The 26317-nt window shown below is 70.2% G+C and carries 20 protein-coding genes; 9 read left to right on the top strand and 11 right to left on the bottom strand.

Annotated elements, in window-relative coordinates; translation table 11 throughout:
- Positions 1-16: 16 nt before the first annotated feature.
- From ACFY04_RS16855 to ACFY04_RS16835, 5 genes are all read right to left on the bottom strand, one after another.
- A complete protein-coding gene (locus ACFY04_RS16855; protein ID WP_389117332.1) occupies positions 17-1150 on the bottom strand; it encodes an aromatic ring-hydroxylating dioxygenase subunit alpha in 1134 nt (377 codons plus the stop codon).
- Between the two features lie 102 nt (positions 1151-1252).
- Positions 1253-2419 (bottom strand): NAD(P)/FAD-dependent oxidoreductase, encoded by a 1167-nt coding sequence (locus tag ACFY04_RS16850; protein ID WP_389117330.1) that lies wholly within the window; start codon positions 2417-2419, stop codon positions 1253-1255.
- Positions 2416-2778, bottom strand: coding sequence for a bifunctional 3-phenylpropionate/cinnamic acid dioxygenase ferredoxin subunit (locus tag ACFY04_RS16845; RefSeq protein ID WP_389117329.1), 363 nt, complete (start codon positions 2776-2778; stop codon positions 2416-2418). Before ACFY04_RS16845 ends, ACFY04_RS16850 begins: the two co-directional genes overlap by 4 nt.
- Before the next feature lie 497 nt (positions 2779-3275).
- A complete protein-coding gene (locus ACFY04_RS16840; RefSeq protein WP_389117327.1) occupies positions 3276-3908 on the bottom strand; it encodes an MBL fold metallo-hydrolase in 633 nt (210 codons plus the stop codon).
- Positions 3908-4993, bottom strand: a complete 1086-nt coding sequence (locus ACFY04_RS16835) for an S-(hydroxymethyl)mycothiol dehydrogenase (protein ID WP_389117325.1) — start codon at positions 4991-4993, stop codon at positions 3908-3910. The genes ACFY04_RS16840 and ACFY04_RS16835 overlap by 1 nt, the downstream gene beginning before the upstream one ends.
- A 130-nt stretch (positions 4994-5123) precedes the next feature.
- Between ACFY04_RS16835 and ACFY04_RS16830 the strand changes: the two genes are divergently transcribed.
- The 3 genes from ACFY04_RS16830 to ACFY04_RS16820 all read left to right on the top strand — a co-directional run bounded on the left by ACFY04_RS16830 (position 5124) and on the right by ACFY04_RS16820 (position 7134).
- On the top strand, positions 5124-5498 hold the full coding sequence (locus ACFY04_RS16830) for a hypothetical protein (protein WP_389117324.1): 375 nt from the start codon (positions 5124-5126) through the stop codon (positions 5496-5498).
- Between the two features lie 114 nt (positions 5499-5612).
- On the top strand, positions 5613-6527 hold the full coding sequence (gene htpX / locus ACFY04_RS16825) for a zinc metalloprotease HtpX (protein ID WP_389117322.1): 915 nt from the start codon (positions 5613-5615) through the stop codon (positions 6525-6527).
- 16 nt (positions 6528-6543) lie between these two features.
- Positions 6544-7134, top strand: a complete 591-nt coding sequence (locus tag ACFY04_RS16820) for a hypothetical protein (RefSeq protein WP_389117321.1) — start codon at positions 6544-6546, stop codon at positions 7132-7134.
- A 45-nt stretch (positions 7135-7179) separates the two neighbouring features.
- Here the strand turns inward: ACFY04_RS16820 and ACFY04_RS16815 are convergent, their stop codons facing one another.
- Positions 7180-8505 carry a DUF2254 domain-containing protein gene (locus ACFY04_RS16815; protein ID WP_389117319.1) on the bottom strand — a complete coding sequence of 442 codons (1326 nt, stop codon included), beginning with the start codon at positions 8503-8505 and terminating at the stop codon, positions 7180-7182.
- Positions 8506-8713: 208 nt separating this feature from the next.
- On the opposite strand from ACFY04_RS16815, the gene ACFY04_RS16810 reads away from it, so the two are divergent.
- Complete coding sequence (locus ACFY04_RS16810) at positions 8714-10549, top strand: glycoside hydrolase family 15 protein (RefSeq protein ID WP_389117318.1); 1836 nt, start codon at positions 8714-8716, stop codon at positions 10547-10549.
- Positions 10550-10721: 172 nt separating this feature from the next.
- Here the strand turns inward: ACFY04_RS16810 and ACFY04_RS16805 are convergent, their stop codons facing one another.
- The 5 genes from ACFY04_RS16805 to ACFY04_RS16785 form a co-directional block, all read right to left on the bottom strand.
- Positions 10722-12494 (bottom strand): cation:proton antiporter, encoded by a 1773-nt coding sequence (locus tag ACFY04_RS16805; RefSeq protein WP_389117316.1) that lies wholly within the window; start codon positions 12492-12494, stop codon positions 10722-10724.
- A 235-nt stretch (positions 12495-12729) separates the two neighbouring features.
- Complete coding sequence (gene cydB / locus ACFY04_RS16800; RefSeq protein WP_389117314.1) at positions 12730-13770, bottom strand: cytochrome d ubiquinol oxidase subunit II; 1041 nt, start codon at positions 13768-13770, stop codon at positions 12730-12732.
- A gap of 26 nt (positions 13771-13796) precedes the next feature.
- Positions 13797-15239, bottom strand: coding sequence for a cytochrome ubiquinol oxidase subunit I (locus ACFY04_RS16795; RefSeq protein ID WP_389117312.1), 1443 nt, complete (start codon positions 15237-15239; stop codon positions 13797-13799).
- A gap of 325 nt (positions 15240-15564) precedes the next feature.
- Positions 15565-16089, bottom strand: a complete 525-nt coding sequence (locus tag ACFY04_RS16790; protein ID WP_389117310.1) for a gluconokinase — start codon at positions 16087-16089, stop codon at positions 15565-15567.
- Positions 16090-16096: 7 nt separating this feature from the next.
- Positions 16097-16390 (bottom strand): hypothetical protein, encoded by a 294-nt coding sequence (locus ACFY04_RS16785; protein ID WP_389117308.1) that lies wholly within the window; start codon positions 16388-16390, stop codon positions 16097-16099.
- A gap of 334 nt (positions 16391-16724) precedes the next feature.
- Here ACFY04_RS16785 and ACFY04_RS16780 point away from each other — a divergent pair, with 334 nt between their 5' ends.
- The 5 genes from ACFY04_RS16780 (at position 16725) to ACFY04_RS16760 (ending at position 26311) form a co-directional block, all read left to right on the top strand.
- A complete protein-coding gene (locus ACFY04_RS16780) occupies positions 16725-17687 on the top strand; it encodes a 2-hydroxyacid dehydrogenase (protein ID WP_389117306.1) in 963 nt (320 codons plus the stop codon).
- A gap of 37 nt (positions 17688-17724) precedes the next feature.
- Positions 17725-17976 (top strand): hypothetical protein, encoded by a 252-nt coding sequence (locus tag ACFY04_RS16775; RefSeq protein ID WP_389117304.1) that lies wholly within the window; start codon positions 17725-17727, stop codon positions 17974-17976.
- 393 nt (positions 17977-18369) lie between these two features.
- Positions 18370-21591, top strand: a complete 3222-nt coding sequence (locus ACFY04_RS16770; RefSeq protein ID WP_389117303.1) for a hypothetical protein — start codon at positions 18370-18372, stop codon at positions 21589-21591.
- Positions 21591-25130, top strand: a complete 3540-nt coding sequence (locus ACFY04_RS16765) for a hypothetical protein (RefSeq protein WP_389117300.1) — start codon at positions 21591-21593, stop codon at positions 25128-25130. The genes ACFY04_RS16770 and ACFY04_RS16765 overlap by 1 nt, the downstream gene beginning before the upstream one ends.
- Positions 25118-26311, top strand: coding sequence for an MBL fold metallo-hydrolase (locus tag ACFY04_RS16760; RefSeq protein ID WP_389117298.1), 1194 nt, complete (start codon positions 25118-25120; stop codon positions 26309-26311). The genes ACFY04_RS16765 and ACFY04_RS16760 overlap by 13 nt, the downstream gene beginning before the upstream one ends.
- Positions 26312-26317: the final 6 nt, after the last annotated feature.

Genomic DNA, 26317 nt, shown 5'->3' with positions numbered 1-26317 from the left:
GGCGCTCGGGCCGCCGTTACTCCGGCTGCCGGGTGCCGAGGCGTTCGCGTACCCAGTCGTGGAAGGCGCCGATGTGGTGCTCGCTGGGCACCAGGACACCACCCTTGGCGTACAGGCGCGAGCTCATCGCCGGCTGACAGCGCTCGCAGGCGTCGAAGTCCTGCCGGTTGACCCGGTCGAAGAGCTCGACGGAGCGGCTGACGTCCTTGCCGCCGCGCACGACGTCCTTCAGATACAGCCAGTCGCACTCGACGATCGTGCGGTCCGCGGCCACCGGGTACATCCGATGGAAGATCACATGGTCGGGCACGAGGTTGATGAAGACCTGGGGCTTGATGGTGACCGCGTAGTAGCGGCGGTCCTGGTCCTCGGTGACGGTCGGGATACGATCGAGCCCCTCCGAGCCGTCGACCGTGAAGCCCTTGATGTCCGTGCCGAATTCGGCGCCGTGACCGACGTAGTACTGCGCGGCGTAGCCGTCCGCGAATTCGGGGAGCACCTCGGTGAGTTCGGGGTGGATGGTGGCGCAGTGGTAGCACTCCATGAAGTTCTCGATGATGAGCTTCCAGTTCGCCTTGACGTCGTAGACGATCCGCCTGCCGACCTCGAGGTTCGCCATGTCGTAGTGCTCGATGGACTCCACGTCGCCGAGCCGGGTGCGGACCGCGCCGATGACCTGGTCCTCGAAGGAAGGCGGATTCTCGGCCAGGCAGACCCAGACGTACCCGAGCCATTCGCGTACCCGCACGCCCACCAGGCCGTACTCGGTACGGCCGACGTCCGGCATCCTGGTGAGGTTGGGCGCGGCGACCAGCTTGCCGTTCAGGTCGTACGTCCAGGCGTGGTACGGGCACTGGAAGGCCCGCTTGACCTCGCCGGTCTCCTCGGTACAGAGCTTGGCGCCGCGGTGCCTGCAGACGTTGAAGAAGGCGCGAATGGACTCGTCGCGCGAGCGGGTGAGGAGGATGCTCTCGCGGCCCACGTCCACGGTCTTGAAGGCACCCGGCTTGGCAAGCTCCGAGGAGCGCGCGACGCAGAACCACATCGCCTCGAAGATGTGCTCCTGCTCCTGGGCGAAGATCCCGGGATCGGTGTAGTAGGAGCCGGGGAGAGTGGCGATCAGGCTGTCCGGCAGGCTGGTCGAGGTCACAGGGCACTCCTCGCGGAAAAACGTCGTTGTGTGACAAGCAACGCAATGTGCAATACGCAACCGCAGGCAACGCCCGCAGCATGCGGTGCGAAACCGGAGGCGTCAAGACCTCGCCGTGGCGAGCTGCTTGCGCCAGCGGGTGAACAGCCGCGGCTGGTCCATCCCGAGCACGGCGACCGGGTGTCCGGCACTCCGGTAGACGGCAAGGAAGCTGCGGTCGTCCGTAGCTCCCTCCTCGACCGTGACGCTGTCGGACCCGGCGACGTGCCCGGCGAACTGGATACGCACGCCGTACTGGTCGGACCAGAAATACGGTGGCCTGGGAGCCGCCGGTGCCCCCGTGCCCCCGGAGAGCAGCGTCGCGACGGCCACGGTCGGCCGTTCCTGGGCGCCGGTCCAGTGCTCGACCCTGCGGTGGGCCCCGGAGGCCGGGTCGTACCAGGAGGCGCAGTCGCCGACCGCGACGACACCGGCCAGGCTGGTGCGGCCGTCGACGCCGCACCGGACGCCGTTCTCCAGCACGACGCCGGAGCCTTCGAGCCATTCGACACACGGGCGGGCACCCACACCGACGACGACCGTGTCCGCCGGAAGCCGGCGGCCGTCCGCCAGCAGGACCGCGTCCACTCGGCCGCCGGCCCCGCTGAGCTGTTCGACCCCCATGCCGCAGAGCAGCCGTACGCCATGGTCCGCGTGGAGCGAGGAGACGATGCCGCCCATGGTCTCACCGAGCGGTCCGGCAAGCGGGGTCGGCGCCACTTCGACGACCGTCACATCGAGACCGAGCCGGTACGCGGTCGAGGCCACCTCGGCGCCGATGAATCCGCCGCCGATGACGACCAGCCGCCCGCCGCGGGCGAGGTCGGCCCGTAGGGCCCGAGCGTCGTCCAGGGTACGCAGTGTGTGAACACCAGCCAGACCGTCGCTCCCGGGCAGGGTGCGGGCCGCCGCTCCGGTGGCGATGACGATGCCGTCGGCCCGTACCGCACGGCCGTCGGCAAGGCGCACCGAGCGGTCGCCGCGGTCAAGCCCGGTGGCCCGTACGCCGAGCAGCCACTCGGCGCCGAGATCCTCGCCGTCCGCCTCCAGCGAGAGGTCCGCCTCGCCCATGCCACCGGCGAGGTATTCCTTCGACAGAGGCGGCCTGTCGTACGGCCGGTGCGGCTCGTCGCCGATCAGGACCAGCCGCCCACCGTATCCCTGCTTCCGGAGTGAACGCGCCGCCGACAGTCCGGCCAGCGAGGCGCCCACCACGGCCACGGTCCTCACGCGGGACCTCCGGCGAGCCGTGCCGTGACACAGGGAGGCAGGTTGGGCACGGCCTCGGACGGCTGTACGTAGATCATTCCACCCTCGACGACCACATGGTGGGTCCGGACGGGCAGCCTGGCCGGCGGAGCGTCGACGGCCCCGGTCCGCAGGTCGAACTTGGAGGCGTGCAGCGGGCATTCGACCTCGCACCCTTCCAACCAGCCGTCCGCGAGCGAGGCATCCTGGTGTGTGCAGGTGTCGTCGATGGCCAGCACCTCGCCGTCTTCGGTGTGGAACACCGCGACGGGCGGGTCGATTTCGAGCCGATGGGCCTCGCCTCGCGGCAGATCCGCGAGGCGGCACACGGGAATCATCAAGGGACACCTCGGTGCGTATAGCGAAACGGATTGCGATGTACGCAACATCAGTCTGGAGGGGGCCCCATACCTTGTCAAGGATTCGATCGGGACAGCGGGGCAGCCGCAGAAGGGGCCGCGAGCCTTGACGCGGCAGGTCCGCCACCACGTCACCCTGGTGGCCAAATGCGCACTGAATTGCGTATCGCGCCGCCGCCCACGAGGAACTCGTACGGATGGTCGTGTCGGACCGAAGTACGGCCTCGGCATCCCGCCGCAGAACGTCATCGGCGTCACGACGCTGCTCCGCGACCCGGCGGCCGACCGCCTCACCACCGCACGCAGTCGTACACCGACAGTCTGGAGGCAGAGAAGGAGAAGCGGTCCGCCAAGCAGAAGTCACGCTGGCGAAGCCGTCGACGCCGGGCGAAGCCGGGTGGTGGTGGAACCGGCGGAAATCGGCGGCTGACGCCCGGCGGGCTGCCGGGGGCGGGGGCGAGCCCCCGTGCCCGTGCCCGTCAATGGCCCCGCGCGATCCACTCCTCCACGTGCGGCGCCTCGTCGCCGACGGTCGTCGCGTCGCCGTGCCCCGTACGGACCACCGTGTGCGCCGGAAGGCTCAGCAGCCGGTCCCGGATGGAGTCGATGATCGTCGGGAAGTGGGAGAAGGATCGCCCGGTCGCGCCGGGCCCACCGGCGAACAGCGTGTCGCCGGTGAAGACCGTCCCGAGCTCCGGCGCGTAGAAGCAGACCGCGCCCGGTGCATGCCCGGGCGTGTGCAGCACCGTGAGTTCGGTGCCCGCCACCGACACCACCTGGCCATCCGCCAGTTCGCCGTCCGGCGACCGCTCCGGGTGGGTTTGCTTCCACAGCGGCAGGTCGTCACCGTGTAGCAGGATCGGCGCGCCGGTCCGGTCGGCGAGCGCCGGGGCGGCGTCGATGTGGTCGTTGTGTGCATGGGTGCACACGATCGCCCGGAGGGTACGACCGCCGAGCGCGGCGGCGATCGCCTCGGCGTCGTGCGCGGCGTCGATGACGATCGCCTCGTGGTCGTCACCGATGATCCAAACGTTGTTGTCGACGTCCCACGTGCCGCCGTCCAGGCTGAACGTCCCACTGGTGACCAGGTGTTCAATGCGCACGTCGGCCATCACAGCACCACGACCGAGCGCAGCACCTCGCCGTGGTGCATCCGCTCGAAGGCCTTCTCGACCTCGTCCAGCGCGATGGTCTCGCTGACGAACGCATCCAGGTCCAGCCGGCCCTGCAGGTAAAGGTCGATCAGCATGGGAAAGTCGCGACTGGGCAGGCAGTCCCCGTACCAGCTGGACTTGAGTGCGCCGCCGCGCCCGAAGACGTCGAGGAGCGGCAGCTCCAGCGTCATGTCGGGCGTCGGGACACCGACCAGCACCACGGCGCCGGCCAGGTCGCGGGCATAGAACGCCTGCCGGTACGTCTCCGGGCGGCCGACCGCCTCGATGACCACGTCCGCGCCGAATCCGCCGGTCAGCCCTCGGATCGCCTCGACCGGGTCCGTCTCCTGGGAATTGACGGTGTGGGTGGCTCCCAGTTTCCTCGCGGTTTCGAGCTTCCGCTGGTCGATGTCCACCGCGATGATCTTCGCGGCGCCGGCCAGCCGCGACCCGGCGATCGCAGCGTCGCCGACCCCGCCACAGCCTATGACGGCAACGCTGTCGCCACGCCCGACGCCCCCGGTGTTGATCGCGGCGCCGATGCCCGCCATCACCCCGCAGCCCAGCAGTCCGGCGACCGCCGCCGACGCGGCGGGATCGACCTTCGTGCACTGCCCGGCCGCCACCAGGGTCTTCTCGGCGAAGGCGCCGATGCCCAGGGCCGGGGACAGCTCGGTGCCGTCGAGGAGGGTCATCTTCTGCTTCGCGTTGTGGGTGTTGAAGCAGTACCAGGGGCGGCCACGCAGACAGGCCCGGCACTGGCCGCACACAGCCCGCCAGTTGAGGATCACGAAGTCGCCCGGCACCACGTCCGTCACGCCCTCGCCGACCGCTTCCACGATGCCCGCGGCCTCGTGGCCGAGCAGGAAGGGGAAGTCGTCGCTGATGCCGCCGTTGCGATAGTGCAGATCCGTGTGGCAGACGCCGCAGGTCTCGACCTTCACCAGCGCCTCGCCCGGGCCGGGGTCGGGCACGTTGATCGTTTCCAGAGTGACGGGAGCACCCTTCTCCCTCGCGACAACAGCACGGACCTGGTGAGCCATGGCCACTCCTCGACTGATCTGAACCCGGAGAGATGAGTTGCTCATTACGGCACGCATCGCATGTACCGCAACATCAGCATCGTGGAGGCCCGAACGTCAGTCAAGAATCCTGCGCGTCAGACCCGGCCGGATGGCCGCGCACGACCGGGAGATCGCGGACATATTCATCGGCCGGCGAGCACTGCACGGAGCCGCATCCGAGGGCCTGGCCGCCACCGTCGCCGCGCTGCAGCGCGGCCAGGTCTCGGCTCTGCTGCTCAACCACCCCCCGGCGTCCTCGCTACGGCTGTGGACCGGCCCGCAGCCCTCCCGGATCGCCCTGACCGAGGACGAGCTGAGGTCTTTCGGGGTACGGGCACCCCACGAGGACCATGCCGACGAGGCCCTGGTGCGGGCCCTGGTGGGCACCGGAGCCGAACTGGTCGTCGTACCGCAGGACGACTTGCCGCTGCGGGACGGTGTGGGCGCCCTGCTCCGCTACACGGACGCGGGGACGCCGTCCTGAGCGCCGCGGGGCCGGTCCGGGCCATGCGCGGCACAGCTGGTTGTCCAGAGGGAGAAAGCGGCACAATCGAGGATGAGGAGCGCGGCGCCAGCGCTCCGGCTGGAGGGTGATCAGATGCCTGGGACCCGGTCTCATTCCCGCTACGTCCCGGACAGGGGACTCACCACCCGCATGGTGATGACCATGTTCCTGATCGGGCTGCTCTACGTCGTCTTCGTCGGCGTCCTGCTGGCCCTGTTCCGGGGCTCGTGGCCCGTCATCCTGGTGGTCGCGGGCGGTCTGTTCATCGCGCAGTTCTGGTTCAGCGACCGGATCGCGGCCTTCAGCATGGGTGCCCGTGAGGTCACCCCCGAGCAGGCGCCCGAGCTGCACGGCACCGTGGACCGCGTCTGCGCCCTCGCCGACATGCCCAAGCCGCGCGTGGCGATCGCCGACAGCGATGTGCCGAACGCGTTCGCCACCGGCCGGGGCGAGCGCACCGCGCTGGTCTGCGTCACCACCGGCCTGCTCCGCCGTCTGGAGCCGGAGGAGCTGGAGGGCGTACTCGCGCACGAGCTGTCGCACGTCGCCCATCGCGATGTCGCGGTGATGACCATCGCGTCGTTCCTCGGTGTCCTGTCAGGAGTGATGACCCGCATCGCGCTGTACAGCGGACTCGGCCGCGACAGCCGCGACGGCAACGCCGCCGTCGTGGCACTCCTGATACCCCTGGTCAGCGCCGTGGTCTACGTGATCAGCTTCCTGCTGACCCGGCTGCTGTCCCGCTACCGCGAGCTGTCCGCCGACCGCGCGGCCGCATTGCTGACCGGCCGTCCGTCGGCGCTCGCCTCCGCGCTCACCAAGGTGACCGGGGAGATGGCGAGGATCCCGAGCCGGGATCTGCGCAAGGCGGAGCCGTTCAACGCGTTCTGGTTCGCGCCCGCGTTCTCGTCCAAGGAGAGCCTGGGCAGGCTGCTCTCCTCCCACCCGACGCTGGAGGAACGGCTGGACCGACTGGGCAAGATCTCGGCGCAGCTCGGCCGACCCTGAACAGGAGGTACTTCCTGTGGGACTCCTCGACACCATCCTCGGCCGCAGCAAGCCGGTACGCCCTGACCTCGACCAACTCTTCGGCCTGCCGGGCGCGGCGATCACCCTCCAGGCGGCTGCCGGTTTCGCTCCGACCGGCGTCGGCTCGGTGTGCTTCGCCAGCGTCGAGGGCGGCGCCTTCGCCGGGCTCCAGGAGGAGGTACGGGAGCTGCTCGACGCCGATACCGGCCGCGGCGGCATACCGGTCGAGTTCAGCCAGGACGCGTACGGCTACACCTGGCTCCTCGCCCGCCGGCCCGCCGACGACCTGCCCGCACTGGTAAACGACCTGCACGCCGTCAACACCCTCCTCCAGGACGCCGGCTTCGGCCCGCAGCTGCTCTGCTCCCTGATCGGCTTCCGCGAGGCCGCGGGACAGCGCACGATGGCGCTGGTCTACCTCTACAAGCGCGGCACCTTCTACCCCTTCGCGCCACTTCCCGGAACGGCTGGGAAGCGTGACAACGCATTGGAGCTCCAGACCAGGGCGCTGCTCGCGAACGACCTGAGGGTCGACCCCGACCTGAGCCGCTGGTTTGCGGTGTGGGGCGCGCCGGGGATCGGCTGAGGCGTCGCCTGTTCGCCTTCTCCTCGCCTGAACCACCCGCGACCATCACGACCGGGGATGCGGCGATGTCCGGGGGCTCCGCCCACCGCCGATACCCTGCCGGTCGGCCGTCTGCGCGCTGGCGCGACGGGTGGGGTCGGTGAACGCCCGCTGGACCGATTCCCCGAGGAGGGCGAGCTCCGCGCGAACCGCCGGCAGACGCTCGGCCGGCAGGGTTTCGAGGAGGTCGTCCAGCAGCGCGCGGAGCCGCCTGCACACCTGGAGGGACGTGGCCCCGTACTCACGGATTTCGGTAACGCCGAGCTGCAGGTAATTCTCCCAGCCGCGGCCCTGTACCACCAGCCGGGGCCGGCCCTCGCCGTCGGCGAGAACGTACCGGCCGCGGAGCTGCGCCCGGCCGACCACGTGCAGGAACGTGTCGATGTGGTTGAGCACCTGCACGGCGGTCGTGGGGTCGTTCACGGCGGGAGAGAGGGCGCGGATGGCGATGTCGACGAGGATGCGCAGGGCGAAGGCGGGATCCTGCTCGATGGTGCGCTCGGTTCCGAGGGCGACGAGCCCGGTCACCCGCCGCGGGTCGGGTGGCCGGGCGGAGCCGTGGGCCTCGACGAGGGTGGTGCCGGGCGGTACGAAGTCGCCGACCTGGTGGGCCAGGACGAGGACGCAGTCGTGGCGGACGGCGGTGGCGATCAGCCCCGTCGCGTCGAACGCCTGGATGACTCCGCCCCGTTCGGACCGGATGAGGGTCACCGGACCGGCAGGCGGCAGGGAACCCTCGTCGCGTGCCGACGAGCGGTGGATGCGTTCCGTCGCGCGCATGAGCACCTTCTCACCCAAACGCCCCACCAGGTCGGCGATGGCCACGGGCCGGAGGTTGTGGGTGAACCGGTTGAGGTAGATCAGCAGAAGCATGAGGCTGACGGAGACGGCCACTCCGGACAGGGTCACCCCCAGGTCGGGGACGGCGTCCGACTCGATTTTGCGCAACAGGGAAAAGGCGTACGCGAACGTTCCGGTGAACGTGGCCAGCACGGCCTTCTGCAGCCGGTCGCGATACCACAGGCGCATGTAGCGCGGGGACAGCGTTCCCGTGGCCTGCTGGACGACGAGTACGCCGATGGTCACGACGAAGCCCAGCAGCGCGACCATGGACCCGACGACAGAACTGAGCACGCTGCTCGCCGTCGTCGCGGAGTACTGCCAGGTGTCCGGCAGCCAGCCCGCTCCCTCCACGCCGGCGGCCCATTCGGCGAACAGAGCCCCCAGCAGGAGTCCGATCAGAGGGATGATCCACAGGCTCGCCTTGGCGTACTGCCGCAACCGGAAGCGCGCCGCCCAGGACATCACCGCCGGCTCTCTTGCCGTCCGCATCGGATGCCTCTGTGGGTTTCCGGAGCCGGCGCAAAGTTCGACAGCACGGGCAGCCTCCGGTTTCGGCGGTGCAATGCGGTCTGAACATCCAGTTCGTGCGTTCCCATGCTAAGGGCGATTCCCGGCAGGCGCAGGGGCAGCCGGCTCGCCGGGTTCGCAGCGGATTCCGCGCTTAACCTGACTGGGTGGCGTCGAAAGGGGTTCTCCCATGGCTGACTACCCGCTGATCGAAAATCACGGCCTGATCGGCGATCTGCAGACCGCGGCGTTGGTGACCACGGAAGGAACGATCGACTGGTTCTGCTGCCCTCGTTTCGATTCCCCCAGCGTGTTCGGAGCTCTTCTCGACTGGGAGAAGGGCGGGCATTTCACGGTCAGACCGACGGACGAGGCGTACACCACGAAGCAGTTGTACCTGCCGGACACCGCGATTCTCGTGACGCGGTTCATGACCGAGACCGGTGCCGGCGAGGTGGTCGACTTCATGCCGGTGACCGGAACGACGGCCACGGACCGGCACTGCCTGGTCCGCATGCTCCGGTGCGTACGCGGCAGCATGACGTTCCAGATCGACATCGCCCCACGGTTCGACTACGGCCGCAGGCCCCACACCCTGCACGTCACCGAGAACGGGGCGGTGTTCGCCTCCGACGACCTGGAACTCACCCTCAGCGTGGTACGGGAGCCGGAGGACGAGCGGGTGATACACGCCCTCACCGGCGATCACGACCTGCGCGTCACGCTTCCGCTCGAAGCCGGACAACAGCGGGGTCTGTTCATGGAGTCGGCCGCGGAGGGGCCGCCGCGCGAGATCCGCGTCGCCGAGTTCCAGGGGCTCTTCGACGACACCCGGCAGTACTGGCGGTCGTGGCTCCATCAGTCCCGGTACACGGGCCGATGGCGCGAGATGGTGGAGCGCTCCGCCGTAACGCTGAAGCTGATGACGTACGCACCCAGCGGGGCCCTGGTGGCGGCCCCCACGGCGGGTCTGCCGGAGCAACTGGGCGGCGAGCGCAACTGGGACTACCGGTTCACCTGGATCCGTGACGCGTCCTTCTCCGTGTACGCCCTGCTGGGACTGGGGTTCACGGAGGAGGCGAGGGCGTTCATCGGCTGGCTGGGCGACCGGGTGAAGGAGAAGGCCGGCAGCGACACCGACACGGGACCGCTGAACATCATGTACCGGGTGGACGGTTCCTCCGATCTCTACGAAGAGACCTTGGAGCACTGGGAGGGATACCAGGGGTCCGCCCCGGTGCGCATAGGCAATGGCGCGGCGACCCAGTTGCAGCTGGACATCTACGGCGAGGCACTCGACAGCATCTCCTTCGCCCACCAGCACGGCATCCATCTGGACATCCAGGGCTGGACATCGCTGCGCACCCTGCTGGACTGGCTCGTGGACCACTGGGACCAGGCCGGCGAGGGGTTGTGGGAGACACGCGGCGGGCGCCAGCACTTCACGTACGGGCGGGTCATGTCCTGGGTCGCGTTCGACCGCGCGCTGCGGCTGGCGGTCGCCCACGGCCGGCCGGCCGAGAGCGGCCGCTGGGCCGCCGAGCGCGACAACATCTACGAGCAGATCCTGGCGAAGGGCTGGGACGCCGACCGCGGGGCTTTCGTCCAGCACTACGGCAGCGGTGTGCTCGACTCGTCGCTGTTGCGGATGCCTACCGTGGGTTTCATCACGCCCGACGACCCGATGTGGACGTCCACCTTGGACGCGATGGACCGGGAGCTGGTCACCGACAGCCTGGTCTACCGCTACAACCCAGAGGCGTCGCCCGACGGTCTGCGCGGCAGCGAAGGAACCTTCTCCCTGTGCACCTTCATGTACGTCGACGCCCTGGCACGGGCAGGGCGGGCCGATCAGGCCAGGCTCGTGCTCGAGAAGATGATGACGTACGCCAACCACCTGGGCCTGTATTCGGAGGAGATCGCCCTGACGGGCCGGCAGCTCGGCAACTTCCCGCAGGCGTTCACCCACCTGGCGCTCATCGACGCGGCCATCACGCTGGATGAGACCTTGAACCGCATGCGGTAGGGCGGCAGCTGAGGGCTGTCCCGCAATCCGCGGTGGGTCGGCGCGCGGCGTCGGATGCGGTGCATCGCACGGCGGAGGGTCGCCCTTGTACCGGGCGTGTTCGGACGACCCGGCAGCGCGGCGAGGTGCCGTAACCGGAGCCGTGCGCCCGCCGGGGATCACAAGCCGGCCCTCAGGCGGGGGGAGACTGTGCGGGGCCGAACAGAACGACGGAGTCGCCCGCTTGCGGGGTGACCGCCTGCGTCTCGTCCAGCGGTTCGAGCCGGCCGTCGTCACGGACCACGAACAGTGTTTCGTGCCCCGGCGGGAGCGGATCGGAGGCGGGCTGCACCAGGAACCGGGCGCCCTGCTCGTACCGTGCCGCCAGGACGTGCCTGACGAGTGAACCGCCGAAGAGGACCGCGCCGCCCGTGTAGGGCGCGACGGCACCGTGGCTCTCGTGCGGCGGTCCCACCCGGTAGACGGGGCCCTCGACGTTGTCCTTGACCAGCACCGAGGCGAGCGCGTTGAAGTCGTCGTCATCGGTGAGCAGGAAGACGGCGTTGACTCCCTCCAGCCGCGCCCTGGGGTTGGTGGCCGTCGCCAGCATTTCCCCTCTGGCCAGTTCGATTCCGGCGTCCTTGATCCGTTCCCGCTCCTCGTCCATTCCCGCCCACATCTGCACCTCGAGCCCCGCGGACCGCAGGGCTCTTCCGAGTGCGATCACCCACGGAGCGCCGCCCACCAGGAGGGGCCGTGTGCGGTTCGGCGTGGCGACGCCGAGCCGCCGGGCCACGGGGCCGGCCGTCAGGGCGTACAGCACGACCGTCGAGACGATCACCAGGAAGGTGATGGGAAGGATCTTGGAAGCGCCGCGCAGCCCCAGTTCGACGAGGCTCGCCGCGAAGGCCGCCGCGGTGGAGGCCGCGACGATACCGCGCGGGGCCATCCATCCCGCGAACGCCCGTTCCCCCAGGGTCATGTCCTTGCCCGTGGTGGCGGTGAAGGCCACGAGCGGCCGCACCACGAGGACGAGGAAAGCGACGAGGACGAGCGTGGGAAGGAGCACGGGCGTCAGCGAGGCCGGGGGGACGCTCGCCGCGATGGAGATGAACAGCAGCCCGATGATCAGCTGGACCAGTGTCTCGAAGAAGGGGCGACGAGCGGGCATGTCGAAGCCCCGGATGTTGGCGGCGGCCATGCCGGTGACGATCGCGGCGATCAGCCCGGTGTCGTCGCGGAAGATGTCGCAGCCTGCCGACACGGTGATCACCGTGGCCAGTTGCGCCAGCGTTCCCAGCGCTTCGCCGAGCCGGAGCACGCGCAGGGTCAGCCACAGCAGTGCCACCCCGACGGCTCCGCCGATGAGGCCGACCGCCAGGCTGATGAGGAACTGTCCGATCTGGTAACCGCGACCGATGTCGATCCGGTGCGTCGTGGCGACGGCGTGGAAGACGATGGCCCCGAGGATGGCGCCGATCGGGTCGGTCAGCGTTCCTTCCCAGATCAGCAGACGCCGCACCTTGTCCCTCGGCCGCACGTACTGGAGCAGGGGCCCCACGACCGTGGGCCCCGACACGACGAGGATCATGCCCACCATCGCGGCCACCCGCAGCGACATGCTGAACAGGGCCGGGCCGACGGCACAGACGGCCAGGAAGGTGAAGGCCACTCCGAAGAGCAGCAGCCTGCCCACGACCGCGCGGGTGTGGCCCGTGAGGTTACGCAGGTCGAGGCCCAGCCCTGCGTCGTAGAGGATCACTGCCACGGACAGGGACACCAGGGCGGAGAACGCCTCCCCGATCAGCTGGTCCGGATGGACGATGTCGGTCAGGGCGCCCGCGGCGAAACCGGCCGGCAGCAGCAGGATCAGCGCGGGGACGCGCAGTTTGCTCGCGAGGATCTGGCAGGTGGTGGCCAGGGCCACGACCAGGGCGAAGCCGAGGAGGACGTCATCCTCGCTCACAGCGGTTTCCTTCCTCGCCTCACGGGCGTGAGGGGGGACTCGACGAGGTTCCGGAGGCCGGCAGCCCCGGTCGGCGGCCGGTGCCGCGGCCACCGGGTCGGCGTGGCGCCGCGAGGTCGGTCGCCGTCGGGCCGCCTCACCTCGCGTGGGGCGGGTCCGCCGCAGCTCGGTTCGGTGGGGTTGGCCCACGCGTCCGCCGGGGCTTCGGTACCCGGTGCGACCGGCGACTCCGGTGTCATAGCTCGGGCCGGGCCGCGGACGGCGCGGTGGGCTGTCCGGGGGTGAGGAAGCCGTCGGCGGAGATCCGCTTGCGGAAGACGTGGTAGGTCCAGCCCTGGTAGACGAGGACGACGGGGAGCAGGACGAGGGCGACGACGGTAATGACCTTGAGTGCATAGGGGCCGGACGCGGTGTTCTGGACGGTCAGGTCGAAGGCGCTGTTGCTGCTGGAGACCATGACCCTCGGGTAGAGCTCGGTGAAAAGCGATGCCACGGTCGCGGCCATCGCGAGGGTGGTGGCGCTGAAGGCCCAGCCGTCGTGGCTGCTGCTGATGGCCCAGGCCGCGGCGGCGACGGCCAGGACGGCCGCGAGTTCGACGACGTTGACGAGGATGCCCCGCTCGACGAGGGAGCGCGTCCAGAAGACGAAGGCCAGAACGACCAGGCCGACGGGCAGGACGCTGCGACGGGCGAGCCGGTGCGCCCTTTCGCGGACCTCCCCGCTGGTCTTGAGAGCGAGGAAGGTCGCGCCGTGCAGGAGGCAGAGCACGGTCAGGGTGATCCCGGTGAAGACGCCGTAGCCGGTGAAGAGGTCCGCGAAGGTGCCCTCGTACTCCTGGTCGCGGCCGATGGGGACGCCGTGGAGCAGGTCTCCGAGGGCGATGCCGAGGACCAGGGGAACGGTCAGGCTGCCGGCGGTCAGCAGGATGCTCCAGGTCCGTCGCCATCGCACGCCGTCGACGCGGTCGCGGTACTCGACGGCGATGCCACGGACGATGAGTCCGGCCAGGAGAAGGACGAGGGCGAGGTAGAAGCCGGAGAAGAGGGTGGCATACCAGCCCGGGAAGGCGGCGAACATCGCGGCGCCCGCCGTGACCAGCCAGACCTCGTTGCCGTCCCATACCGGTCCGATGGTGTGGAGTACGGCCCGTCGGCCCGCTTCGTCGCGGGAAAGCAGTCCGTGGAGCATGCCGACGCCCAGGTCGAAGCCCTCCAGGACGAAGAAGCCGACCCACAGTACGACGATGAGGATGAACCAGAGAGTGGTGAATTCCATCGCGGGCCTTCCGGCGGCTCGGGACCTCAGTAGGTCAGCTCGGGGGCGGGCTGGTCGTCCTGCTCCGTCGGGTCGGTGCTCTTGCGTGCGTGGCGTGTCATCAGTACGGCGGCGACCACGGTCAGTGCGGCATAGAGGAGGAAGAAGGCCACGATGCTGATGGCCACCTCGGTGGTGCTGACGGAGGAGGAGACACCGTCCTTCGTCAGCTGGAGGCCCTGCACGATCCAGGGCTGGCGTCCGTTCTCGGTGAGGAGCCAGCCGGCGGTGTTGATGAGGAACGGCATCGGCACGGCCCATACCGCTGCGTTGAGGAACCAGCGCGAGTGGGCGAGTCGCTTGCGCCGCAGCAGCCACAGGCCCCACAGGCCGAGGAGGAGGGCGAGTACGGCGAGGTAGGCCATGACGCGCATGGCCCAGTACTGGATGAAAACGTTGGGCACGTAGTCGCCAGGACCGTATTGCTGCTGGTACTGGCTGTTGACCTCGTTGAGACCGAGGACCTTGCCGTTCCAGTGGTTGGTGGCCAGCAGGGACAGCAAGTGGGGGATTTCCAGGATCTGCGTGGGCGTCTGGTCGTTGTTGCCGCCGCCGATCTGGAACAGGGAGAAGGAGCAGGGCTGGCAGGTCTCCCATTGCGCCTCGGCGGCGGCGATCTTCATCGGTTGGTACTTGCCCTCCGTCACGCCCAGTTCACTGCCGACGAGCATGGCGAACAACAGTGCGGGCACGAGGACCAGCAGCGACAGGCGGGCGGAGAGCCGGAAGGCCGAGCCCGAACCCTTCGTCGTGTGCGGGTCGCCCTCGGCATCGGCATCGGCATCGGCCCTGTCGTCGCGGAGGTCGTTGCGCAGGTGCCATGCGGAAATGGCGAGCATGACCATCGAACCGGTGATGAGCGCGGCCAGCACCACGTGGAGATAACCGCGGAGGAAGACCGGGTTGATGAACAGCGCCCACACGTCATTGAGCTGCGGCCGACCGGTGGACGGGTCGATGGCGTAGCCGACCGGATGCTGCATCCAGGAGTTCGCCGCCATGATGAACAGCGCCGACAGTGCGCTGCCGGCCGCCACGGCCCAGATCGTCGCCAGGTGGACGCGCTTGGACAGCTTGTCCCAACCGAAGATCCACAGGCCGAGGAAGGTCGATTCCAGGAAGAAGGCCGCAAGGCCCTCCATCGCCAGTGGGGCCCCGAACACATCGCCCACCGTGCGGGCGTAGCCCGACCAGTCCATGCCGAACTGGAACTCCTGGACCAGGCCCGTCACCACACCGACGGCGATGTTGATCACCAGCAAGGTCCCGAAGAACCGCGTCAGCCGCAAGTACTCGGCCCGCCCGCCTCGGTACCAGGCGGTCTGGAGCAGGGCGGTCAGCAGACTCAGCCCGATGGTCACCGGGACGAACAGGAAGTGGTAGATCGACGTCATCGCGAACTGCAACCGCGCCAGATCCAGCTGACTCATGTGTCCACACCCATCACGGCAACGCGGGCTGATTCTCAGCCGCCCAGACAAGCAGATCCGGGCCGGGGCGGCCGACGCGCCGCACCCGGAACGGCCACGGCCATCCGTCCGGCTCAACCGCTCGTGCCGGCCGCTCTCCGGTTCGGGCGGCAACGACTGCCTACCGCCTCTGGCCGGCGGCGGCGCACCTGGGTGCGGTGCGTACTTATCCGGTTGAGCGCTGGCTCTTGGCCGTCGGCCGGTCCTGCTCTATCGGTTCCGCACGCCGAGGAGCCTCGTGACTCCGGGGACCGGGGCCGGATTCGGACGATGCGAAAGGGGGTTCTCATCGGGTCGCCGGCAGTGCCTTCACCGCCTCGTCGACGATGGCGTGCGGGGTGGCGCCGGCGTCCACGGTCGTCCCCGGCTCGTCGCGCCGCAGTGGTTCGAGGGTGGTGTACTGGGACTCCTCCAGCCGGGCGGGCATGAAATGGCCCGTGCGTCCGGCGACCCGTCGGTTCGCGGTCGCCTGGTCGAGCGTCAGGTGCAGGAACCAGACGCCGGCGCCCGCCCTGCGGAACTGGTCCCGGTACGTGCGCTTGAGAGCCGAGCAGGCCACGACCCCGCCCCGGCCGGAGTCGGTGGCTTCCTTGATCCAGTCGGCGAGCGAGATCAGCCAGGGTCGGCGGTCCTCGTCGTCGAGCGGCCGGCCCGCGGCCATCTTGGCCCTGTTCGCGGCCGGGTGGAGGTCGTCCGCCTCCAGGAAAGGCAGCGAGAGCCGCTGCGCGAGCAGGGCGCCCACGGTGGACTTGCCCGATCCCGCGACTCCCATGACCACCACGACGGTAGGCACGTCGGGAGCTGTGTCCATGATGCCCTCAGAGGACGGCGACCGGGTTGACCGGTGAGCCCGTGGCGTCCGGCAGCCGCAGGGGTGCGATGACGTACAGGAAGGACCGGCGCTCCTCCGCCTCGCAAGCCTGTGCCACGTCTTCGAATGGGAGGTGGTCCAGCAGGTGCGGGCCCATGGCGCGGATGGCCAGGACGTGCACGGGGAGGTGAGGGATCCTGAGTGCCGCGAACCAGTCGACGACTCCCTGCGACGACACGCGGGCCGCGGCCTGCAGGTCGCCCACCAGGCCGTGCTCGGCGATGGGAGGGCAGCGGTCCATTGCGGCTCCGAGATCTCGGAAGAAGCCCCCTGCGTCCACTATCCGGCACCTTGGTCACGCCTGCCACGTCGCAACGACCGACGGCCGGCGGCCGGAGTCCGACGGCCGGCGGCCACCGGCCGGAGTCCGCGTGCGCCGGGATTCAAGGCCGGACGCCACCGGTCGGGACGCATACTCCCGGTCGGCCGGAGCGTACCGGGCTCGCGAGAGCGGGCGCATGTCCGCACGGTTCACCGCGATCTGCCGCTCCCCGTTCGCCCGAACGAAGAATTTGGCCGACGATGTGGGTCGAGTCCGCCCCGGTCATGGGTGACCGATGGTCTAGGTTCGGCCCGTGAGTTCCTTGGACCGTCCCGCTGATCAGAGCGCCGCCAGGTTCTTGCTGCCGTACCCGGCTTCAGAGGTGCGCGGCCTGCCCGACGGTCTGCCCGTCACGGTGTGGGACGGCACCGGCAGCCCGCCGGACGCCGAGAGCCTGGCAACGGTGGAATTCTTCGTCATCCCCTACGGCTCCACGGATGCCGCCGTACCGGTCCTTACCGGCCTGCCGCGGCTGCGAGTGGTCCAGTCCCTGTCAGCCGGCGTCGACGACCTCGTGCAGTACGTTCCCGCCGGTGTCACTCTCTGCAACGCCAGGGGCGTCCATGACGCCAGCACTGCGGAACTGGCCGTGTCGCTCGTTCTCTCGTCGCTCCGGGGTATCCCCGATTTCGTCCGTGCCCAGGACGCCGAGGAGTGGCGGACCGGCTTCCGCCCCGCGCTGGCCGACCGTACGGTCCTGCTCATGGGGTACGGCTCCATTTCCGCAGCGATCGAGGATCGGATCGCCCCCTTCGAGTGCGAGTTCCTGCGAGTCGCCCGCACAGCCCGCTCCCTTCCGCGCGGCCCCGTCCACGCGCTCGACGAACTGTCCGAACTCCTGCCCCGAGCCGACGTCGTGGTCCTCACCGTCCCGCTCACCGAGGAGACGCGCGGCCTGGTGGACGCGCGCTTCCTCTCCTTGATGCCGGACCGCTCCCTGCTGGTGAACGTGTCCAGAGGGGCTGTGGTGGAAACGGACGCCCTGCTCGCCGAACTGACGGCCGGCAGGCTGAACGCCGCCCTCGACGTCACCGACCCGGAGCCGCTCCCGGCCGGGCACCCGCTGTGGCACGCGCCCAACACCCTCATCAGTCCTCACGTCGGAGGCAACAGCTCTGCCTTTCTGCCACGGGCACTCCGGCTGATCCGCAACCAGATCCTGCACCACCTCGCAGGAGAGCCATGGGAGAACGTCGTAGTGCGCCGCTCGGCATGACCGCCCGGACCGGTCGCCAGCGGTGGAGCCGCCGCCCGTGCCCACCACATGCCCCCCCACCCCCGCGCTCGCCTTCCCCCAGCAACTCAGCCACGACGTGAACGCCGCCGACTGGCGCCCCCGGTTCCTCGACTACCTGTACCTGGTGCTCACCAACGCCACCGCCTTCAGCCCCACCGACGTCATGCCGCTGGCCTCCTGGTCCAAGATCGCCATGGGTGTTCAGTCCCTGGTCTCCCTGCTCATTCTCGGGCTGGTGGTCGCCCGCGCTGTCAACGTCCTCGCCTGAGGATCTGCGGGTCCGCCCTGACCGCCCCGAACGGCTCACCTGCGGTACGCGCCGGGCCCGGGCTCGGTGGACTGGACGGGGTGTACGCCCTTGCGGCGACCGCATACCGGCTGGTGTCCGACGGCGGACCATGCACGAGACGGGTCCGCGGCGGACAGTGACGTCCGGCTTGCGCTCGCCGCTGCTCCGGCCGAGCGGAGTGCATGGCCAGTCGTGGGACACGGCATGCCGTCGCGATGGTCCGGATACGTCTGACTGCTACAAACAGCCTTTGGGCCGGATCCCGGATGATGCCGACAAGGGTGCTGTGCGGGTCGGGGCTCCTGTTCGATCCACAGCCGGCGAGTACGTGCTGCCGGCATGGGCGCACTCGTCGGCACGTGGAGGCGGTTCATGGGTGGACCAAGCGGCGCACAGCCGGATCCCCCGCCGGTGATCAGGCGGGTGCGGTACGACTGCGGCGTCTTGACCGTCTCCTGGAGCGGGCCCGCACAGCCGAGGCCCGAGACGACGTATGTGGTGCAGGTGTTGAACGACGGCCACACGGTCGCAGAGGCGTGGGCCGGGGCGGCGACCAATGCCTCACTGCCTCTCGACGTGGCGCCCGGTCTGATCTACAAGGCCCGAATCGAGATGTACAAGGGCAATTCGGGGCCGACGGACTCTCCGGAGGTCACGATCGTCACCGAAACCTCCACGGTCGAGCGGGCCGAGACCGACCCGGTGAGCGGCGCCCTGACCCTGTCCTGGAAGGCCGCGGACACCGACGACTTCCTGGTGCGGCTCGTGGTCAACGGCACCGCCCCGGATCCGGGAGCCCCGGTCACCGGCGGATCGTTCGTCGTGAAGCAGCCACCGCCGCCGGGCTCGACCGTGGCGGCCGCACTCGCCCGCGTCCGGACCGACGGGGACGCGGTGTCCATCGGCCCGTACGGTCCCGGGTTCGCGGCGCCGACCGGGCGGCCCGAACTTCTCGCCGTCGAGTTCGACGACGGCCTGCTCTCGGTGGCCTGGGCCGCCGTCCCCGCCGCGGACGCCTACTGGATCAGCGTGCTGAACGACCACGGGGTGTTCTTCCCGGCCGCCGAGGTTCACGCGCCCGCGACGACGGCCGGGCTGGAGCCCGGCATCGACGACGACGGCGCGTACCGCGTCGTCGTCCAGGCCGTCGACAAGGCGGGCTCCGGGCCGCCGTCGCCGCCGCTCCGGATCCGGCTCACGCTGCCGGACGTCACATCGGCGGCGTCGGACGGCGCGACGGTCTCGATGGAGGTGGAGCCGCCCGATTTCGCACCCACCGCGTACGACGCCGTCCTGTTCCGCGACGGTGTGCCGGTCCGCCGGGAGACCCTGAGCCCCGCGCCGACGTTGTCGCTCGCCGTCCCCGAGCCGCTGCCGCGCGGCGCGGCCTACGCGGTGTCGGTCCGCGGGCGGGCCGGGCGCTCGGCCGGCCCGGCGGTGACGGCCCCGGTCGTGCCGGCCGCACCGGCCGTCGCGTCGGTGGTCTGCGACGAGGACCTCGTCGTGGCCGCGACGGCCGGTGCGCTGCCCGAAGGGGTGCCGATCGAGGCGGTGCTGTACGTCGACGGGGTTCCGGGCACGCCTCAGCAGGTGGACGAGGATGGCATCGCCGTGTTCCCCGTGCCGGACGGCAACGTAGCCGTCGCCGTCCGCGGGGTCGACGGGGTGGCGACCGGGCCGTGGTCCGTGCCGCTCCCGGCGCCCACCGAGCCGGCCGATCTCACCCTCGCGCGCGCTGACGGCGGACGGGTCGCCCTGGCCTGGGGCGGGCCGCCGGACGGGACCTTCCGCGCAGCCGTCGGCGACACCGCACTCCTGGTGCAGGGTCAGGCCGCCGACCTGCCGCTCACCTCCGGCCCGGCCACGGTCGCCCAGGTCGCCGGCGTGGCGAGGGGGCCGGTGGCGTCTCTCGACCTGGTCACGGCCGGCCCTCGGCTCACCGACGTCGCCGTGGGCGCCGCCCGGAGCGTGGCGCTGGAGTGGACGCCGCCGGAGTCTCCGCCGCTGACCGGCGTGCAGCCCGTGGTGCGATGGGACGGCGCCGAGGTCGAGCTGGAGGTCCAGCCGGTCACCGGCGATCCGATCGTCCTGACGCTGCCGGACGGCATCCCCAACACCGCCGCGATCGCCCTGCGGGGACTGGCCGGCACCGCCGTCGGCCCACCCGGCAACGCCGCCGCACTGCTCACCGTCGCACCGGCCGCCGTGAGGGTGGCATACGACGGCGCCGACCTGCGCGTGTCCTGGGCCGCGCTGCCCTCGCCGCTCGTCGACGGGTACCGGGTCAGCACGGTCGTCGACGAGACCGTGACCACGCTCTTCGACACGACGGCGACGTCCGGCAGCCGGCCGGTGGAGATCACGGACACCTCCACCACGGTCGTCGTACAGGCGCTCGCCGGTCTGGCGGTCGGGGCACCGTCGGAGCCCGTCCCGGTGTTCGTCGAGGCGCTGTTCGTCGGCGGTTCGTACGTCGCGCCGCAGCTGGGTCCGGTGCTGGCGGCGACCGACATCACGCTCAGGCTGCCGGAGCTGTTCGTGACCCGGCAGGCCGAGGCCGTCGATCTGCCGCTCGGCTTCGTCCTGACGCCGGCCGGCTCCGGGCCGTACGCGTACACGTTGCTGATCCCGGCGACCAGCCCGGTGTGGGACTTCACCGACCGCCCCGACGTGATCGCCGAGTGGGCCACGCTGCTCTCGCAACTGCAGCCGCTCGGGATCACCCCGTACGGGGTGATGGCGCTCACCGAGGCGGTGTCGCGGTCGATGCCTCAGACGTTCGCCGAGACGCTCTACTTCGCGTACGGGCTGCGGTTCGACCGCGGCTGCTTCGACGTGCGCCCCGGCATCGTGATGCGCGTCGAGTACGAGGGGTACCAGATCGCGCCGGGTGGCCAGGGCGACCCGCTGTCCGGGTTCGTCACGGCCGGTGTCGCCGACTACGAGGTGGCCTCCTACGACAACTCGGGAACCTGGACCAACGGTCTGGACGCGTTCCTCGACGAGCTGGCGCAGCAGAGCGGTGTCGACGTGCCGAACCCGTCGGGGCCGCCCAACCGGCAGGGTCAGCTGTACGGCAGCGGGGGTGTGCTCGACCTGTTCGCGAAGGCGCTGCGGTTGCCGTACGCGCGCCTGGTCTACCCGAAGACCCTGCTGCCGACGACCACGCCGGGTTCACTGTGGCCCCAGCAGAACGCCGTCCTGCTGGCGGCCACCTCGCTCGGTGCGCTGGACGCGGCCACCGAGAACGTCCGCCGGCAGGACCCGCCCGGCGGTGGCGTCGCCGCGGCCTACCTGCGCGGCCGTGCGGTGGTGCGCGCGATGGTGCGGATCAGCGTGAACGGCGCACCCCGGCTGGTGCCGGTGGGGACGACGCTCGGCAACGTGCTCGCGAGCGAGGGCCGTCGGCCGTCGGCCGTCCCCGTGCCGCTGCGCGGTGTGACGATGCACCGGCCGCGAACGGCGGCGGCGCCGGCCGACGGGCCGGCCGGCGACTGGCTGGTCGTCCCGGGCTGGGAGCCGCGCGACCCGGCCGCGCTCACGTTGCCGCTCCTGCACGGCGATCGCCTCGATCTTGCGACGGACCCCGGCTGATGACCCAGCCCGCGTTCACCCGCTCCGGGGACACACCGCTCTACTGGGCGGATCCGGCGGACCGTGTGGCGGCCTTCCTCTCCTCCGACCCGGGTGCGCTCGGCAACCGGCCGACGCTGACCCGTACGTGGGAGGACGGCCGTGGTGGGTACGTCTTCCTCGGAGCACCGGCCATGGACTCGGCGGGGTTCCTGGCGGCGCTTCGGACCTGGCTCGACCGCTACGCGCCCCAGGGCCCACCGCGCTTCCTCTGGGTCGCCGACCCCACGGCGGCGCCGATCGCGTGGGTGACGACCGCGCTGTCCGGCGGGACGGGCCCGGGCGGGGCGTGGGTGGCGGACGGAACGACCTTCCAACTGGCCGACTACCAGATCACGTTGGCCGGAGGTGGGACCGTCGCTCCCGCGGACACGGAAGCGGGCTGGGGCTTCTCCGTCGCCGACGGGGCCGACTGGTCCGCCGTCACGCTGTACTCGCCGACGGCCCGGTTCCCCGCACGGCATACGACCACGCTGCTGTGCATGGACGCCGGGCACACCGGTGCGTGGCGGTTCGTGATCGACGCGCCGGCCGGCAGCGGGGACGTGTTCGACGGGCTCGGGGCCGGGCTGCGCTTCTTCACTCCCGGGGACGAGGGCGTCGTCAAGACCGTCCGGTTCCGCATCGTGCGCCAACCGGAGGACGTCGGCCTGGAGTTCTATGCGCAGATCGATCCGCTGCGGCAGCTGGACGGTGAGCGCACCTCGCTGGGCTTCTTCGCGTGCACGACGGGCGAGGGCGATCCACCGGCGCTGCCGTCGGGGTACGCCACGGTGCTCGGCCACGGCGTGGACCTGCGTCCGCTCACCGCCGCAGGGAGCACGACGATCCCGGCCCGGCTGGTGTTCGGCGTCGCGCCGTACTTCTCCGACGAGGAGGCGAACGCCGGCTACCACCTCGTCCCGGACGGGCCGTTCGCCGTCGAGGCCGCGACCGCGGGGCCTCGCGTCATCTGCGGCATGTCCGGTCTGGAATATCTCGGTCTGCCCGCCGAGGGCTGCACGCTGGCGTTCCTGCCCGGGCAGCCGGGATACGCGCCGCTCGGACCGGACCGGACCGGCGTCGGCTCACTCACGCCGCACGGGACGACGTCATGGGTGTCGGTCGAGTCGGCCGAGGACGCCGGCGTCGTCACGTACTACAGCCAGCCGGAGGACGCACCGCTGTACACGGCCGGCGAGGCGGCCGCGGCAGGCGGGGTCGACCTGCTGGACTTCTGCGAGGTGCCGGCCGCGACCGCGACCCGGACTCCGTTCCCGATGGCGCCGTTCCACGGGCTCGCCGAGGACGCGGTCCGGGCCGCGGTCACGGTCGAGCAGCTGGCGATCGCACCCACCCGCCGCGCGGTGCTGCTGCCCCACGGGGGCGGCGAACCGGCGGTGGACGCTGAGCCGACCGTCGCCGTGACGCCGCAGGGGCTGGCCGTCGGGCTGGCCTCCGACTTCACCTGGAGCTGGCTCGGCATCGGCCACGACGGCGACGCGGCGGCCAAGCCGGACCTGCGGTTCACCACGGTCACCGGCCCGTTCCGGCAGGCCATGCAGACCAACAACCTCTTTCTGGTCCTCGGCGACCCGGAGGAGTTCAACCGGTTCGGCTCGGTCGCGTACGAGCTCACCACGGCGACGCTCGACGTCATCGCGACCATCCCCGTGGACCGGGGCGGCGTGCCGTCGAATGTCCTCGACGCGGTACGCGGGGCGATGCACGACACCGAGTACGACACGCGGACCGCGTTCGTCGCCGCGCTGGTCGACGCGTGTCCCGGGATCACCGACGCGCAGCAGCGGGTCTTCCTCCGGTACGGCGGCCGGCTCACCCCGGTCGCCGGCGGGTGGCCGTTCCGGCTCGCCCCGGACAGCTGGCGGCCGTCGACCTACCTCATCGTCAAGTTCGCCCTCGGCCGCAGCATCGCCGATCTGGTGGCGGACGTGTCGACCTGGGCCTGGCCGTCGGCCGCCTCGCGCACCGGCCGGCCGGCTGACGCCCAGAAAGCGATCCGCGATGTCATCGGCGCTGCACGCAGCGAGCCGTCCGGGTCGCCCTACGCGTCGTTCCTGAAGGTCGTGGACGACCCGGACTGGACCGGAGTGCTGGCCCTTTCGGCGGAGGTCCCGCTCGATCAACTCCCCGACGAACTCCAGGTGCTCGCGGCCGGGATCGACCCGGCGGGGTTCGCGGCGCACCATTTCGGGCTGTCGCTCACGCCGTACCGGCTCGCGGACGGGCAGTTGGTCTTCGAACGCTCGGCGATGTTCGGGCTGATCGACTACCAGAACCCCGAGGACCAGTACTTCAGCGAGAACATCCACTTCGCGTTCCGCGTGCTGCAGCTCACGGTCGGTCTGCGCAACTCCGTCGTCACGACCTTCACCAGCAAGGCCGAGCTGCTCGTCAACCGCCTGTTCGGCGCGCCTGCGCGGCTGCTCCCGACCAACCACGGGAACAACATCATTCTCGACGGCGCGCTCCAGCGCCAGCAGCTGCCTCCCCCCGACGGCACGACGCACGACGCGTACGTGTTCTCCATGGCCGAGCAGAACACCTTCCAGCTCGACGGACCCGTGCTCCGGAGCGTCGAGTTGCTGTCGACCCAGCTCGTCACCACGAAGGCGTCCGACCCGGCGTCGGGCAGGGCGACCGTCGGCGCGGTCTTCCAGCTGGCGGGCAACCTGCGGTTCTACGAGCCGGAGAAGTTCGACCCGTTCTGCTGGGGCGAGGACGCGGCCGGGGAGGACGGCTACCTCCGCTTCGGCGGCCTCGCCATCGCCATGTCGTTCGACCTCGGCGATCCGGCCGGGACGACCCGGTTCACGCTGAAGGACGGGAACCTGTCGTTCGACGCGGCGAACAGCAGGCCGCGCGCCCAGTCGATGGCCGCCCGCTTCCCGATCGGGCTGAACGGACTCATCGCCACGCCCGATCCGGAACTCGCCACGGGCGCCCCGCCACCGCCGCAGACGCCCGCCGACATGGGATACGTCTCCGTCACCGCGCCACTCGACCAGTCGGAGCTCGCCCAGCCCTGGTACGGGCTGGACTACACCGTCGACCTCGGAACGCTCGGCTCGCTCGCCGGGAGCAAGGCGCTCGCCCTCCAGGTCCTCGTCGCCTGGAGCCCGGGCACGGCCGACACCGATCCGGGGATCTACCTGGGTGTGCGGCTGCCCGGCGCCAAGGGGCTGGTCGGGGTCAGCCTGCCGTTGCAAGGCGTTGTCACCATGGGCTTCCGCTCGGTCGAGTTCCTCGTCGACGAGGAGAACCGGCTGCGGACGTACACGCTCAGGTTGCGCGACTTCGCGGTGCGGTTGCTCGGCCTGGCGTTCCCGCCCGGCCACAACGACGTGATCCTCTTCGGCAACCCCGACCAGGGCGGCGCGTCGAAGGTCGGCTGGTACCTCGCGTACGCATCGGCCGCCGACCCGAAGCGCCCGCCGCCGCCACCGCCGGCCCGGGCGGCACTGCGCTCCGGGAGAGGGGGCCCGCCGTGGCGAGCCTGACGCTGGTGAAGCTGCTGTTCTGCGGCCAGGGCATGACCAAGCTCGTCGAGATCTACGACGAGGGCAAGGAGAAACCGGCCGCCGACTACCTCGCCTTGATCGACTGCGGGGGAAGGCTGGAGCAGTCAGCAGACGCGATCAACGCCATCGTGGAGAAGGTCGCCGCCCGGGACGGCACCCCGAAGCGGATCGACCTGGTGGTTCTCTCGCATCAGGACGGTGACCATGTCAGCCTGCTCCCGCATCTCGGCGAGGCACTGAAGAAGAGGCTGGGCAGCAAGGTCGAGGTGGGCGACGTGTACTGCGGCGGGAACGGGTGGATCCCTTCCAACACGAAGGCCGTCAACGACTTCCTCAGGTGTGTCAACTACCCCGACATGAAGGCGAGACACTTCGAGCCGGAGCGGAGCGACTACGAGAACGCCACCAAGCGGTCGGACCTGGGCTGCATCAAGCAGCACAAAGACGTCTACTTCCGGATCCTGATCTCGAACCTGGCCGTTGCCGGGGCGACGGGCACCACGCGCAATGCGTCGTCGAGTGTGGTCGTCGTGGAGAACGGCCACGAGGCCGTGCTGCTCCCGGGCGACGCCACCTACCAGACGATGGACCGGATCAATGGAACCCCCAATCTGTCGTCCCTGTTGCCGTCGGTCCTGTGCCTGGAAATCCCGCACCACGGCGCACTCGCCAGCGCTGTCGAGGACTACGACTCGAGCGAGGATCCGAGCAAGTACGACTGGGCCGTCATCGACGATTTCGCCAAAAAGATGCATGCGAAGTACATCGGTGTCAGCGCCGGTCCATGGAACAGTCACTGCCATCCGGTGGACCTGGTCGTCGACACATTCGTCAAGCAATCGACGGAGATACTCCCGGAACACTCGTATGTGACGTACCTGTTCCACACCCAGCACTGGAATACGTGGACCGGTGAACTCCCGATCCAGTGCACCGTCCGGACCATCGAACCAGTCCTGTGGGCATGGTCGCGGAAGAAGGAGAAGGGGAAGAGGCGGAAGCTCCAGGACACGGGGGCCACGTACACGTCCGGCGAAGTCGTGTTCAAGCTTGCCGCCCCCGGGGTGCTGAAGCCGCAGGAGAAGGTGGAGTTCCGCCCACGCGGAACGATGGTGATCCACGGGACGGACGAGGTCATCGTCCAGGCCCCCGAGCCGTAGGAGGCG

This window comes from Streptomyces sp. NPDC001549, from assembly GCF_042894025.1.
Classification (GTDB): Bacteria; Actinomycetota; Actinomycetes; order Streptomycetales; family Streptomycetaceae; genus Streptomyces; species Streptomyces kutzneri.
Note: the sequence above shows the minus strand (reverse complement) of the source record. Positions and strands in the feature narration are given on the sequence as shown.

Excerpts from the sequence above, each read along its gene's own strand:
- ACFY04_RS16840 (WP_389117327.1), bottom strand. The coding sequence starts at position 3,908 with ATGGCCGACGTGCGCATTGAACACCTGGTCACCAGTGGGACGTTCAGC.
- ACFY04_RS16835 (WP_389117325.1), bottom strand. The coding sequence starts at position 4,993 with ATGGCTCACCAGGTCCGTGCTGTTGTCGCGAGGGAGAAGGGTGCTCCC.
- ACFY04_RS16830 (WP_389117324.1), top strand. The coding sequence starts at position 5,124 with ATGGCCGCGCACGACCGGGAGATCGCGGACATATTCATCGGCCGGCGA.
- htpX (WP_389117322.1), top strand. The coding sequence starts at position 5,613 with ATGCCTGGGACCCGGTCTCATTCCCGCTACGTCCCGGACAGGGGACTC.
- ACFY04_RS16815 (WP_389117319.1), bottom strand. The coding sequence starts at position 8,505 with ATGCGGACGGCAAGAGAGCCGGCGGTGATGTCCTGGGCGGCGCGCTTC.
- ACFY04_RS16810 (WP_389117318.1), top strand. The coding sequence starts at position 8,714 with ATGGCTGACTACCCGCTGATCGAAAATCACGGCCTGATCGGCGATCTG.
- cydB (WP_389117314.1), bottom strand. The coding sequence starts at position 13,770 with ATGGAATTCACCACTCTCTGGTTCATCCTCATCGTCGTACTGTGGGTC.
- ACFY04_RS16795 (WP_389117312.1), bottom strand. The coding sequence starts at position 15,239 with ATGAGTCAGCTGGATCTGGCGCGGTTGCAGTTCGCGATGACGTCGATC.
- ACFY04_RS16790 (WP_389117310.1), bottom strand. The coding sequence starts at position 16,089 with ATGGACACAGCTCCCGACGTGCCTACCGTCGTGGTGGTCATGGGAGTC.
- ACFY04_RS16785 (WP_389117308.1), bottom strand. The coding sequence starts at position 16,390 with ATGGACCGCTGCCCTCCCATCGCCGAGCACGGCCTGGTGGGCGACCTG.
- ACFY04_RS16770 (WP_389117303.1), top strand. The coding sequence starts at position 18,370 with ATGGGTGGACCAAGCGGCGCACAGCCGGATCCCCCGCCGGTGATCAGG.
- ACFY04_RS16765 (WP_389117300.1), top strand. The coding sequence starts at position 21,591 with ATGACCCAGCCCGCGTTCACCCGCTCCGGGGACACACCGCTCTACTGG.